The following is a 13121-nucleotide window of genomic DNA, read 5'->3' as shown; positions in this document are numbered from 1 at the left end:
ATTGAGGAGTGATCCAATGGATATTTTGAAAGATTTGCAACAACGTGGTTTGATCAACCAGATGACAGACGAAGAAGGATTGAAAAAGCACCTCGATTCGGAACAGGTAACGCTTTACTGTGGGTTTGATCCGACAGCGGACAGTCTTCATATTGGGCATCTGCTTCCAGTACTTATGTTGAAAAGGTTCCAACAAGCAGGACATCGTCCTATAGCACTTGTTGGAGGCGGTACAGGCATGATCGGGGACCCGAGTGGCCGCTCAAGTGAAAGACAACTGAACAGTGCAGAGGTCGTTCACGGTTATAGTGAGAGTATCAAAGAACAATTGGCCAGAATCCTCAATTTTGATGAAGGTGAAAATGCTGCGGTTGCCCGTAATAACCATGAGTGGTTATCTCAAATGACTATCATTGACTTCCTTCGAGATACGGGGAAACATTTTGGAATCAATTATATGTTGGCAAAGGATTCCGTAGAGTCCCGTATTGAGCAGGGAATCAGCTATACCGAATTCTCTTACATGATTTTGCAGTCCCTTGACTTCCAACAGTTGTATCAAAAAGAGAACTGCACGCTTCAAATCGGTGGAAGTGATCAGTGGGGGAACATTACAGCGGGTCTTGAACTGCTGAGACGATCTGCCGCAGGAGAAGAAGAAGTGGAAGCCTATGGTTTGACTGTTCCATTGATTACGAAAGCCGATGGATCAAAGTTCGGGAAGACAGCTGGTGGAGCGATCTGGCTTGATCCTGAGAAAACGTCCCCTTACGAATTCTATCAGTTCTGGATCAACGCGGATGATCGGGACGTCATCCGCTTCTTGAAGTATTTCACGTTCTTAAGCTTAGACGAAATTTCTGAACTTGAAAAAGAAGTAGAAGCCCAACCGGAAAAACGTGTGGCTCAACGTCGTCTAGCCGAAGAAATGACAAAGCTCGTTCATGATGAGGAAGCCTTGAAACAGGCGGAGCGCATTTCTGCTGCATTGTTCAGCGGGGATATTAAGGCTTTATCAGGCGCAGAAATAGAGCAGGGGTTCAAGGATGTTCCGACTTACACTTCTGAAGAAAAAGAGCCGCAGCTGCTGGATCTACTTGTGAACGCAGGCATTTCCTCTTCCAAGCGTCAGGCACGGGAGGATATCGGCAATGGTGCCGTTTATATTAACGGAGAACGTAATCAGGATCTCAAACATACGATCGGTGAGGAAGATCGGATTGAAGATCGCTTTACCATTATCCGTCGCGGAAAGAAAAAGTACTTCTTGATTAAATTCCAATAATAAAATAAAGAGGCAGTCCTGCCGTTGAGGTCTGCCTCTTTATTATGAACAATTATACAGAAAAGAAGGGAGTGTACTTCCTTCTTTGTATAATATTTAAGACATAAAAAAAGCACCTTGGAATGTACATACATTCCAAGGTGCTTTGTCGTAATTCTGCAAAAGCAGAAATTAACGAGAGTAGAATTCAACGATAAGAGCTTCGTTGATTTCAGAAGGAAGCTCAGAACGCTCAGGGAAACGAGTGTACGTTCCTTCACGCTTGTCTTCGTCGAAAGTAAGATATTCTGGTACGAAGTTATTTACTTCGATCGCTTCTTCTACGACGTTAAGCTTTTGAGATTTTTCGCGAAGGCTGATCACCTGACCAGGAGCTACGCGGTAAGATGGGATATCAACGCGACCGCCATCTACTGTAACGTGACCGTGAGTAACTAGCTGACGAGCTTGGTTGCGCGTACGAGCTAGACCTAGACGGTAAACAATATTATCCAAACGGGATTCAAGAAGGATCATGAAGTTTTCACCGTGGATCCCTTTCATGTTACCCGCTTCTTCAAACAAGCGACGGAATTGACGCTCAGTCAAACCGTACATGAAACGAAGCTTTTGCTTCTCTTGTAGTTGAAGACCGAATTCGGATAGTTTTTTACGTTGGTTTGGACCATGTTGTCCAGGAGCGTAAGGGCGCTTTTCAAGCTCCTTACCAGTTCCGCTTAAAGAAATACCATAACGACGTGATTTTTTCCAGGTTGGACCTGTATAACGTGCCATAGGAATTTCCTCCTTTTTATTTTATTTTGCATAAAATAAAAACAGTGTGTCCCTTGGGTCATTGCTCATTATGTTTTCATGCACCTTCGCCCCAGCAGCAGAGAGTTACACGATGCACCTCACAGAGAGGAACAAAATGATGACAATGGTGGTTCACATAGGCTGCCATTTATTTTACACAACGAATATTGTAATCTTAATAGAGGTGGAAGTCAAGGGGATTGAAACGAAAAAATAGTAATAAGCATGACTGAAGAGATTATTAAGAGCATTGTATACATTATCATTCGTAGATAAATGGGAGAGGGTTCCGAGAGATCCTTTGTGATATTTTCTAAAGGTAACCCATTTGTTCTCTCGGTTTCGAGTTATCGTTATATATATTTTTACATATTCATGGTCGTTTTTGTGATTAAAGTAATGGTACAATATACTCAAATCGTTTGTTAGGGAAGATAGGTGAGTCGAATGATTGTCCAGTCCCTCATTAAAAAGAGAATTGAAAAACTACAAAGTCGTCTGTTCCGATATTTCACTTCAGAATCACCCTATACGTATGAACAGTTTATTGTCAACCTAACTGAAGAAATCAAAGAATTCTTCGGAGCCTCTTTTTGTGCCATCTATTTGCTGGATGAGTGGAAAGGTCGTTTTCAATTACATTCAAAGGATGAGTTCGTGAAAGAATCACTGAGAAACCACTTTTCTCTAGATGATTTCTATACCCACACGTCAAATCAATTAGACGTGCAACACATCATCGGTCCACAAACAGTTGGTTCTTCGTTAAGAGTCACCTCCCTACACTCTGGGCAAACCGTCTTTGGTTATCTAGTTCTGAAGGGGCCGTCTTCCATACAGATGGAGGACGAGTTGCTTTGTGCGGTTAGTTCAGAGATTACGAAATGCATAAAAAAGGTCGAAGGTTTTTACACCTCCATGGAGGAAGAGAAAAAATACGAGTTGTTATACAAAATAACGTCTCACTTCCATTCCTCTATTGATACTGATGGAGTGTTAAAAGAGATTATAGAAACCCTAAGAAAAACCTATCCGGATTTTCAATACTATTTATTATTGTCGAATGATTACACGAAAGATAATGATCTTCCTGTCCGTGAGCTGACCTACGACATGGATCTTGAGTACAGTGCAAGTACACAGGCTTATTTAACAGGAGAAGTAAAAATAGAAGACCACCTAGTGGAAAAGCGCTCGATTCTATATGCTCCGCTTAAAGGGAAACAAGGCATTTATGGGGTATTGAAAGTTGTGACTCCGGGATATTTATATTTCCCTAAAAAAGATATCGAATTTTTCATTTTTATAGCACACACGGCTGGTAAAGCTCTTGAAAATGCCCAGCTATACCAGCAATCAAGAAAGTTAAACAGTGACCTGCAATTAATTAACTCCACCTCACAGAAACTCAACTCCAACATACGGTTAACTGAAAAGATTCGTTATATGGCGTATAAAATTCAGCAGTCATTTCATGCGGATGAAGTCGGTTTTGTTACATATGATGAGCGATCAACTCCTAACGTTCTTGAGGGGAGTACGGAATACTTTACTTCCTCCGACTCAAGCGCGCTTGTGGATTATGTGAAAAAATCCGTATCTCATCAAGATGGCCCACTTTTCATAAGTGATTTGAAAGCGAAGTCAATTGATCATGTCCTGCAGTATCGTTCACTGATGGCCGTACCAATGAAAGATCATGAACATATCAGCGGTCTTGCCATTGTCCTTCATAAAGACCCTTACTTTTTTACGTTTGAGTCATTCAAACTTCTTCAATCGCTTGTCGCTCATTCTACACTGGCTTTTGCAAATTCGATTCTGAGAGAAGAGTTGGAGAAGGCGGTCATCACTGATTATTTAACAAAACTTCATTCCAGGGTTCATTTAGATCAGTGTGTGGAACATCATGTCAAGCGTGATGAGAATGGTAGCCTGATTCTTTTTGATATCGATAATTTTAAAAACATCAATGACACTTATGGCCATCAAGTGGGGGATGAGGTCATTTGCCAGGTGGCTGATTTGATCAAGTCTGTCATAGGGGATCAAGGTCTTTCCGCACGATGGGGAGGAGAAGAACTCGCAGTCTACCTTCCGATGCTTTCATCAGAAAAAGCCCATGATTTAACGGAAGTGATACGTGAGAAGATTGCGGTGTCTACTTCCCCTGCTGTAACGGTTTCCTGTGGGATTGCTTCGTGGAAGGCAGAATGGCTCAGGCCGAATCGGAAGCAAATTGTCCAACAGGCGGATCAAGCTTTATATAAAGCTAAAAGTTCTGGAAGAAACCGAATTGTAACGGCCCATCCAATTAAAGACAGAAACTAAAAAGGAAGCCGCTGGAGTGTAAACCCAGCGGCTTCTTTTTTAAATATAATTTTGTAAAGTTTGTATAAATTCGACGAGTTTCTCCTCATCCACTTCATCGAATCTTCCTTTGGAAGGACTGTCGATATCAAGGACACCAAAAATCTCGCCATCTTTTAAAATGGGAACGACAATTTCAGATTGACTTGCGGCGTCACAAGCAATATGGCCTGGAAAAGCATGGACATCTTCAATGCGCTGAACTTCGTTATCGGCCACGGCTGTTCCACAAACCCCTTTGCCTGATGGAATACGAACACAAGCAGGAAGGCCCTGGAACGGCCCAAGAACAAGCTGATTTTCTTTCCACAAATAAAAGCCGACCCAATTGACATCATCTAAGAACTGGTTGAGAAGAGAAGATGCATTCGATAAGTTAGCGATTTGGTCTGGCTCGTCCTCGATAAGAGCTTTTAATTGTTTAATGACCAGATCATATCTTTCTTTTTTGGAACCTGTGTAAGAAGTCGTTTGAAACATCAATATACCTCCTGAGCATATAGTATTCGACAAAAAACAGAATTTTCTGTCGGTATTTGGTGGACGATTGTAAGCAGGAAATCCAACAAATGTAGAGAATCTTTTCCTGAGGGGGAAAAAATAATGAGCCGACCAAACGTAACGCGTGACAAAGTGTTAGATGTAGCCTGCCGCCTTTTTTACAGCCAAGGTTTCAATGGAACCTCTGTCCGGGATATCGCGAAGGCAGCGAATGTCAATGTCTCGTTGATCCATTACTACTTCAAGAGCAAGCAAGGCCTTTTTGAATCGCTCGCCGTCAGTTATTTTGAGCCTTACCTTGAAATGCTGGAAAACGAGCAACCCTCAGAAGGCGAATATCGTCTAAATGAATTAGTGAAAAAAATTCTACATTATAAACAGTCGAATTATCAACTATCTTGTTTGTTAAATAGAGAACTGACGTTGAACACAACGTTTGCAAGAGAAATGCTCGTCACTTACTTGGCAAAAGAGAACCATTTACTTACTCAAATCCTTTTCGATAAAAACTCTCATATTGATGTCACCTTCAAAGAAAAATTATGTTTACTACAATTAAAGGGACTTTTAAATGCTCCGTTCATGATGCCACATGAGTTTAAAGATCCATTTATAACGGATGCTTCTCTCAATCATTTTGTAGAAATGTATAGTGGACTAATGAACGACCATCGTTCCGTCCAGCAGCTTGCTAAAGCTTGAGAAGGCGAGAGTCAATAGAGTCGTACCCTTGTCCGAGACTTGATGCCGTATGAGCGTCAGAACCATAAATTAAAGGTATGCCCATAGAAGAGGCTTGTCTGGCCATTGGTAATGGCGGATAAGTCTCTTTGCAATGCTCTTTCACGATTCCTGCTCCGTTATAATCTAGGGTATATCCATGATCCCGAACGAGTTCGAGGAACTTATGAGCCTTCTTTTCCCAATTTTCCGGGGAGGGATAGAGGTGTTGGAACTTCTTCACAAGCGTCATATGTCCAATACGGGTCGGCTTGTATTTACCTAAATCACTGAGAACCGATTGGTTGAGTGAATGGTAGTAGGCTTGGTAGAGTCGCTCGATTCCACCGAAATCATAGATGGCTTCCTTGAACATGTCTGGGCTGTAGTCGATGCAGTACCATTGGCTTTTTCCTTTTAAGAAATGAACGGATAGGATGTTGTCATCAAGAGAGGGCCCATAGGTATTCAGAAAATCTTCCACCTCTTTTTCATACCCTTCGATATAATCAATTTCGAATCCTTTCTGAATGTGAATTTCCTTTTTATATTCTGCTTTTAACCGGTCGATGTCATTTAAATATTCTTCCACTTGCTGAAAAGACATGCCGCTATCCTTCTCTGGAACAGGATCTTCAAATGTTGAAGGAAGTGGCGCGTGTTCTGTGAATGTCATGGACTGATATTCACATTTTATGGCTTGTTCAATGTAACTTTTCAGGGTATCTGAAGAGCCGTGGGGGCAATAAGGTGTATGGATGTGACCATCAATCATAGTCGTCTCTCCTTTGTGCTTGAATTTTTTGTCAATATGATAATAAATTTGAAATATTTTAGCCAAAAGGATGTTTTACATGGTATCATTATAAACAACTAAATCACAATTCGGAACGTAATACATCCGTATGGCACGTTTATTGTAAGGAGGCTATTTATGAAGTACGTCATCGGGGCTATTTTACTACTCATCGCATTGTTCATCATAGGGCTGATTTGGCGGAAAAAGGTCTATGATGAAGTGGATCGCCTGGAAGGTTGGAAAATGGATATCATGAACCGGCGCGTCACCGAAGAGCTATCCAAAGTGAAAAGTTTAAACCTTTCTGGTGAGACTCAGGAAAAGTTCGAAGCGTGGCGGGCTCGTTGGGATCAAATTTTGACAAAAGAGCTGCCTGAGCTGGAGGAAGACCTTTTCGATGCAGAAGAAGCGGCCGATCGCTATCGTTTTAAGCGCGTAAAAGCCGTGTTGGCAAACACAGAAAAAAAGTTAGTAGCCATTGAGCAAGACATCAAAATGATGCTTCAAGAATTGGAAGACCTCCTTGATTCTGAAAAGCAAAGCCGTTTAGAAATCGAATCGATGGAGCCAGAACTGAAAGAGCTTACCAAACTACTCATCCAAAACCGCCATCAATATGGAAAAGCGGTTCGTATTTTTGAACAAAGAGTAGGCGAATTGAAAGACAAACTTAGTGAGTATGAACAGTTAACTGAGCAAGGGGATTATATTGAAGCCAATACTCTTGTACAAACGATACGTCAAGAGACCACACAATTGCAGCAGGATGTCCAACATTTCCCTGATCGACTGAAACAGGTGAAGATTGAATTACCTGAACAGTTGAAAGAGCTGAAAAGCGGTGTGGAAGAAATGAAGGCGGAGGGTTACCGCATCTCTCATTTTGATTTCCTACCAGAGTTACATAATTACGAACGGTCTCTGGAGGAGATGCTCTCGCAAATGGAGCAGGGGGATCAATCAGGACTTGAAGAAGCTTTAGTGGAAATTGAGACAAGAATCCAGGAAATGTATCAGGCACTAGAAAGAGAAGCAGTAGCTCATCATTATGTGGAAAAGCAATTTGAACCGCTTAAAGCCCAGTTGGATGAGTTGGAATATGTTTTGGCAGACACGGAACGGGAATTAGAGGAAATACAGCAAACGTATCAAGTAGAGGAGGGACATTTGGAATCCCATCGAAACTTGATAAAATGGTTAAATCAAATGCGTAAACGTGTAACGAGTCTTGATTTCAGACGAGCCGATGGAGAAACTTCCTTTGCCCTTCTCCGTGAAGAGGTCGAAGATACGGAAAAACAGTTGAAAGAACTGGAAGAAAAGCATGGGTATTTCCATGAGCGTGTACAAAACCTCAGAAAAGATGAACGAGAAGCGAAACAAAAATTGACGAAGATGGAGAGCCTTCTTTTAGATACTCATCGTCGATTGAAGAGAAGCAACATCCCCGGAATCCCGACATCCATCTATGAAGATATGAAAGCAGCGAGCCAAAAAGTGGATGAGGTATTTCAAGGTCTTGAAGCACAGCCCTTGGATATGGGTGTTGTCAATGAAAAACTGAATGAGGCAATGGAAATGACAGAGCAGTTGAGTCGAGATGCTGAAAAGATTATGGAAACAGCTCAGCTTGCCGAGCGAGTGATTCAATGCGGCAATCGTTATCGAAGTAAATATCCAATCTTAGCAGCTAAACTCCTGGAAGCAGAGGAGAAATTCAGGTCTTATCACTATGATCAAGCACTGACCCTTGCTACAGAGGCCATTAAAGAAGTGGATCCTGCCGCGCTGTCCAAAATTGACAAAGAGGAAGAAGTCCTGGTTTAGGAAGTGGTCCAGTTGAAGAAGCGAATCATCATCGGATTAATTTCGGGAACAGCTCTCATATGGGCAAGTGTTCTTACCGTTTTTTTTCTAACTTCAAATGTGAAGGAGTTAGATAGCAGGGACCAAGGATTTACCAGGTCCATCAATACGGAAGGCAAAAGCTTGAATGATCAAGTAGCCGCTGATTTTTTTGAAAGAAACATAGAAGTGGAAAATGAGGCTCGAACGATCATTGGAGAAAAAACATTGACGAAAGAATGGGTCAACGATGTTCGTGAAGATGGAAAGCTTAGTATTGATACCCTCCTTAACTCTCTTGAATTAAATGACACCGACAATAGTTAGGAATAGAGCATCTGCTTAAGCAGATGCTCTTTTGTTGTTCATAACCAAGTGTTTCATTTGACTTCATGTTATGATAAAATAATGAGCTGCAATTCGAAAATAAAAGGAGTCAGAGCCCATGATTTACCTAGATAACAGTGCTACAACTCATCCGCACTATGAAGTGTTGGAGAGTTTTCAAAAGGTCGCAGACCAATACTTTGCCAATCCTTCATCTGTTCATCGTTTTGGGAGTGAAGCGGAACGTTTATTGGGTCGATCAAGAAAACAAGCGGCCCAGCTATTAAACGTTGATCCTCAGGAAGTGGTTTTCACCTCCGGTGGTACGGAAGGAAATAATATGGCGATTAAAGGGATTGCACTTCAACATCAATCCAGAGGAAAACATTTGGTTACGACTATGATTGAACACCCTTCTGTTATGGAAGCATTCAAGGCACTGGAAACATTGGGTTTTGAAGTCACTTATATAAATGTGGATCAGAACGGGAAAGTTAATCCAGAAGATATTAACCAAGCGTTAAGAGACGATACGATTCTTGTCAGCGTAATGAGTGTGAACAATGAGCTTGGTACTATCCAGCCTGTGAAAAAAATCGGTGAATTGCTCAAGGCTCACCCTAAAGTATTCTTTCATGTCGATCATGTTCAAGGATTAGGAAAAATAGATCTTTCTGTCAAAGATTGGGGGATTGATCTATGTACCCTTTCTGGTCATAAAATTCATGGATTAAAAGGGACAGGAGCTCTACTCATGCAGAAGCATGTGAGTGTTTTTCCTCTATTGCATGGAGGAAGCCAAGAATCAGAAGTCAGAGCAGGAACAGAAAATCTACCTGGTACAGTAGCGTTTGTAAAAGCTCTAAGACTGCTTCATGAAGATCGCAAACAAAAAGTAAACCACTTAAGTAGAATGAGAGCGATGGTATGGGAAGGGCTCATGCATCGTGACTATTGTAAAATCAATTCACCGGAGGACGGGGCTCCCCATATCATTAATTTTTCCATTCCAGGATATAAACCTGAAGTCATTATTCACGCCTTAGGGGAAGAAGGGATCTTCATTTCCACCAAATCTGCCTGTTCTTCCAAACAGCCGGACGTGAGTGCTGTACTCAAGGCATGCAACTTGGATTATGAGCGGACGACTTCGGCCTTGCGTGTCAGTCTTTCTACAAAAAATGAAATCAATGAAATTGAACTGTTCCTGAAGCAATTAGATCAAACAGTTGAAAACTTACAAGCAACGATGGGGTGAACATAATGAATTTCGATCGGATTATGATTCGGTACGGTGAAATGGCGTTGAAAGGGAAAAATAAACGTGCATTTGAACAAAAACTGCAAAGTAATATTGCTATAAAGCTGAGAAAGTATCCAAATACAACGATAAAGAAAACACAAGGACGCATGTTTGTCCTACTGAATGGGGAAGACCCTCATAAAGTAATGGAAGAATGCCAGGAAGTATTCGGTATTCACAGCCTCAGTTTTGCTGTGATGGTGGAAAAAGAAGAAGAGCAGATGAAAGATGCTGTGATGCTGGCCTTTCATGATGCAAGGAATGCCCGCACCTTCAAAATATCTTCGAAACGGACGGACAAAACTTTCCCTATTCCTTCGCAGGAGCTCAACCCTTTATTAGGGGGCCATATCCTCCGTCAAACGGAAGATGTAAAAGTCGATGTGCACAATCCTGATGTTGAAATAAAAGTAGAAGTTCGTCATGAAGGATGTTATGTGACCGCACAAGATTACCCGGGAGCGGGAGGACTGCCTGTTGGTACCACAGGGAAGAGTTTGTTGATGCTTTCAGGCGGAATCGATAGTCCTGTCGCCGGTTATTTGACAATGAAACGTGGGGTTGAAATTGAAGCGATTCATTTTCATTCACCCCCCTACACAAGTGAACGAGCGAAACAAAAAGTTCTCGATCTTGCTCAAGCCTTATCCAAATTTGGATCAAAAGTAAAGGTTCATGTCATTCCATTTACAGAGATCCAGCAGAAGATTCATCGTGAAATGCCAGAAGGTTATAGTATGACGATCATGCGACGAATGATGATGCGGATCAGTGAGCAAGTGGCTGCTAAGAATGACCTTCTTTCTATCACTACAGGGGAAAGTCTTGGTCAAGTAGCCAGTCAGACGATGGAAAGCATGAATACCATTAATGAGGTCACCAATTACCCAATTATCAGACCTCTCGTTTCTATGGACAAAATCGAGATTATTGATATTTCTAGAAAAATTGAAACGTATGAGATTTCCATTCGTCCTTTCGAAGATTGTTGTACAGTATTCGTGCCAAAAGCACCTAAGACGAAACCAACACGGAAAAATGCCAATTATTATGAATCCAACTCAGATTTCACCCGTGATATTGATAAAGCTTTGGAAGAATCCTATGTCATCAAAGTCTCCCCCGATCATCAGCCGGGCCAACAAGACGATGAATTCGATGATTTACTGTAGAGCATTTTCCCTCTGGCCTCGAAGGCCAGAGTTTTTTATTTTCTAGGAAATAATCGAATCAAAACATAAGCTGTGACTCAATCGGACAGAACTTTGACATCTTGATAATGGAGCGCAGAGGCTCACATTTGATTCTTTCAATGGCTTGTACTTCATTTCTGTGCACATATAGATTATGGTATAGATAAAAGGAAGAAAGAGGGAGTGTTAAAAGTGAAGCTCTGGTACGGTGGGAAAATATATACGATGAAAAAAGAAGGAGAATGGGTGGAAGCGGTCGTGACTTCTGAGGGAAAGGTAAAAGCAGTTGGCGATACACAGCTTTTATACCAAACCTACAAAGATCAAATTACAGAAGAACACGATTTAAAAGGGTCTGTCATGTACCCGGGATTTACGGATAGCCATTTACACATCATCGGCCATGGGGAGCGATTGATGAGACTTGATCTTTCGTTTATGAAATCTGCTGAAGAAGTGAAACAGGCGTTACATCAGCATGCGGAGCAACTGCCGCCTGGAGAGTGGATTATCGGAGATGGTTGGAATGAAAATCAATGGGAGGAAAAACGCATCATACATAAGGATGAGCTTGATGAAATTTCTTCCGAACACCCCATGATGCTGACAAGGGTGTGCCGTCATGCCTTACTAGCTAATACGAAAGCGATGACCATGGCTGGAATTGAGAAAACCACTCCTGACCCACAGGGAGGGGTCATTGTAAGAGATGATCAAGGAGAGGCGACTGGGTACTTTCATGATCAGGCACAGGAACTTATTAAAGAAGCCATGCCCGAAGTTACGCCTGAGTATTTAAGGAAAGCTACGGACTTAGCAGTTAAGGACATGCATTCCTTCGGTCTTGTGGGCGGTCATAGTGAAGACTTGAATTACTACGGGGGCTTCAGAAAAACGTATGATGCCTTCCTACATGTGATCGATGGAAAGAAAACAAAATTCCGGGCTCACCTTCTTATTCACCATGGTGTGATTGAACAGGTAGATCAAGAAAATCTAGGGTTCAAGAAAGGAACCGACTTTGTCGAATTAGGGGCTTTAAAAATTTTCTCAGATGGAGCGTTAGGTGGAAGGACGGCATGGTTAAAAGATGCGTATGCAGATGATCGGGAAAACCATGGAGTGGCCATTCACACAAATGAAGAGCTTGATCAACTTGTGAAAGAAGCAAGAAAAAGGAATATGCCAGTGGCTGTACACGCCATTGGTGATGGAGCTGTCGAAGCGGTGGCCAACGCCATTGCGTCCAATCCTCTTAAGAATGGGGAACGTGATCGCATTATTCATGCGCAAATTCTAAGTCCAGGGTTAATTCATCAATTGCAGCGCTTAAATATCGTTTTGGATATTCAGCCAACATTCGTTGCTTCTGACTTTCCATGGGTCATCGAACGTCTAGGAAACTTAAGGTTGAAGAACTCCTACTCCTGGAAAACGCTTCTTGATGCAGGAATTAAGTGTGCTGGAGGCTCTGACGCCCCTATCGAAGAAATCAATCCTCTGCTTGGTATTCGAGCAGCTGTAGATCGAAGGGCCTCTTATGATCACGCCGTCTACCAAGCAGAAGAGAAGCTTACCGTTTATGAAGCGATCTCCCTTTATACAAAAGGGAGTGCTCAAGCGATTCACAAGGAGGATGTACAAGGGATGATTCAGGAAGGGTTCCTTGCTGACTTTACAGTATTGGATAGGGATCTTTTTGCCCTCAAATCTCATGAACTAGCAGACGCAACGGTTACGATGACCGTTGTAGACGAAGAAATCGTATACCAACGCTCCTAATCGCTCAGCAAAACAAGTCTATTAAACGATATGGCAGGATAGTGTAAGATTTGATTACTAGATGTTTCGGGATTCGTTGCTTGCGATGAGCGTCAGGGGTGGCTGGGAAGCGAGTTATCCCCCGCAGCCCCGAATCTTTAACACAAAAGTCTCGAAACTGAGTCTTCCACAAACAGGAGCTTATCTATAATAGGGACATTT

The 13121-nt window shown here is 42.0% G+C and carries 11 protein-coding genes; 8 read left to right on the top strand and 3 right to left on the bottom strand.

Annotated elements, in window-relative coordinates; genetic code table 11:
- The first annotated feature begins 16 nt into the window (after window positions 1-16).
- Window positions 17-1285: a tyrosine--tRNA ligase gene (gene tyrS, locus GLV98_RS12850; protein WP_160915804.1), complete on the top strand. Its 1269-nt coding sequence runs from the start codon at window positions 17-19 to the stop codon at window positions 1283-1285.
- A gap of 171 nt (window positions 1286-1456) precedes the next feature.
- Here the strand turns inward: tyrS and rpsD are convergent, their stop codons facing one another.
- Window positions 1457-2059, bottom strand: a complete 603-nt coding sequence (gene rpsD, locus GLV98_RS12845; RefSeq protein WP_160915802.1) for a 30S ribosomal protein S4 — start codon at window positions 2057-2059, stop codon at window positions 1457-1459.
- 468 nt (window positions 2060-2527) lie between these two features.
- On the opposite strand from rpsD, the gene GLV98_RS12840 reads away from it, so the two are divergent.
- Window positions 2528-4411 carry a sensor domain-containing diguanylate cyclase gene (locus GLV98_RS12840; RefSeq protein WP_237417138.1) on the top strand — a complete coding sequence of 628 codons (1884 nt, stop codon included), beginning with the start codon at window positions 2528-2530 and terminating at the stop codon, window positions 4409-4411.
- Between the two features lie 39 nt (window positions 4412-4450).
- On the opposite strand, the gene GLV98_RS12835 is transcribed toward GLV98_RS12840, so the two are convergent.
- Window positions 4451-4930 carry a GAF domain-containing protein gene (locus tag GLV98_RS12835; RefSeq protein WP_160915778.1) on the bottom strand — a complete coding sequence of 160 codons (480 nt, stop codon included), beginning with the start codon at window positions 4928-4930 and terminating at the stop codon, window positions 4451-4453.
- 123 nt (window positions 4931-5053) lie between these two features.
- Here GLV98_RS12835 and refZ point away from each other — a divergent pair, with 123 nt between their 5' ends.
- A complete protein-coding gene (gene refZ / locus GLV98_RS12830; RefSeq protein WP_160915776.1) occupies window positions 5054-5653 on the top strand; it encodes a forespore capture DNA-binding protein RefZ in 600 nt (199 codons plus the stop codon).
- On the opposite strand, the gene hisJ is transcribed toward refZ, so the two are convergent.
- Complete coding sequence (gene hisJ / locus GLV98_RS12825; protein WP_160915774.1) at window positions 5643-6446, bottom strand: histidinol-phosphatase HisJ; 804 nt, start codon at window positions 6444-6446, stop codon at window positions 5643-5645. The genes refZ and hisJ overlap by 11 nt on opposite strands.
- A 159-nt stretch (window positions 6447-6605) precedes the next feature.
- Between hisJ and ezrA the strand changes: the two genes are divergently transcribed.
- From ezrA to GLV98_RS12800, 5 genes are all read left to right on the top strand, one after another.
- Window positions 6606-8297: a septation ring formation regulator EzrA gene (gene ezrA / locus GLV98_RS12820; RefSeq protein WP_160915772.1), complete on the top strand. Its 1692-nt coding sequence runs from the start codon at window positions 6606-6608 to the stop codon at window positions 8295-8297.
- 12 nt (window positions 8298-8309) lie between these two features.
- Entirely contained in the window at window positions 8310-8642 is a 333-nt protein-coding gene (locus tag GLV98_RS12815; protein WP_160915770.1) for a hypothetical protein, read from the top strand.
- Between the two features lie 118 nt (window positions 8643-8760).
- Window positions 8761-9900 carry a cysteine desulfurase family protein gene (locus tag GLV98_RS12810; RefSeq protein WP_160915768.1) on the top strand — a complete coding sequence of 380 codons (1140 nt, stop codon included), beginning with the start codon at window positions 8761-8763 and terminating at the stop codon, window positions 9898-9900.
- A gap of 5 nt (window positions 9901-9905) precedes the next feature.
- Window positions 9906-11117, top strand: coding sequence for a tRNA uracil 4-sulfurtransferase ThiI (gene thiI / locus GLV98_RS12805; protein WP_160915766.1), 1212 nt, complete (start codon window positions 9906-9908; stop codon window positions 11115-11117).
- A 213-nt stretch (window positions 11118-11330) separates the two neighbouring features.
- Complete coding sequence (locus tag GLV98_RS12800; protein ID WP_160915898.1) at window positions 11331-12920, top strand: amidohydrolase family protein; 1590 nt, start codon at window positions 11331-11333, stop codon at window positions 12918-12920.
- Window positions 12921-13121: the final 201 nt, after the last annotated feature.

The sequence above is a fragment of the Halobacillus litoralis genome, from assembly GCF_009856415.1.
GTDB classification, from domain to species: Bacteria; Bacillota; Bacilli; order Bacillales; family Halobacillaceae; genus Halobacillus; species Halobacillus litoralis_C.
Note: the sequence above shows the minus strand (reverse complement) of the source record. Positions and strands in the feature narration are given on the sequence as shown.

Excerpts from the sequence above, each read along its gene's own strand:
- tyrS (WP_160915804.1), top strand. The coding sequence starts at position 17 with ATGGATATTTTGAAAGATTTGCAACAACGTGGTTTGATCAACCAGATG.
- rpsD (WP_160915802.1), bottom strand. The coding sequence starts at position 2,059 with ATGGCACGTTATACAGGTCCAACCTGGAAAAAATCACGTCGTTATGGT.
- GLV98_RS12840 (WP_237417138.1), top strand. The coding sequence starts at position 2,528 with ATGATTGTCCAGTCCCTCATTAAAAAGAGAATTGAAAAACTACAAAGT.
- GLV98_RS12835 (WP_160915778.1), bottom strand. The coding sequence starts at position 4,930 with ATGTTTCAAACGACTTCTTACACAGGTTCCAAAAAAGAAAGATATGAT.
- refZ (WP_160915776.1), top strand. The coding sequence starts at position 5,054 with ATGAGCCGACCAAACGTAACGCGTGACAAAGTGTTAGATGTAGCCTGC.
- hisJ (WP_160915774.1), bottom strand. The coding sequence starts at position 6,446 with ATGATTGATGGTCACATCCATACACCTTATTGCCCCCACGGCTCTTCA.
- ezrA (WP_160915772.1), top strand. The coding sequence starts at position 6,606 with ATGAAGTACGTCATCGGGGCTATTTTACTACTCATCGCATTGTTCATC.
- GLV98_RS12810 (WP_160915768.1), top strand. The coding sequence starts at position 8,761 with ATGATTTACCTAGATAACAGTGCTACAACTCATCCGCACTATGAAGTG.
- thiI (WP_160915766.1), top strand. The coding sequence starts at position 9,906 with ATGAATTTCGATCGGATTATGATTCGGTACGGTGAAATGGCGTTGAAA.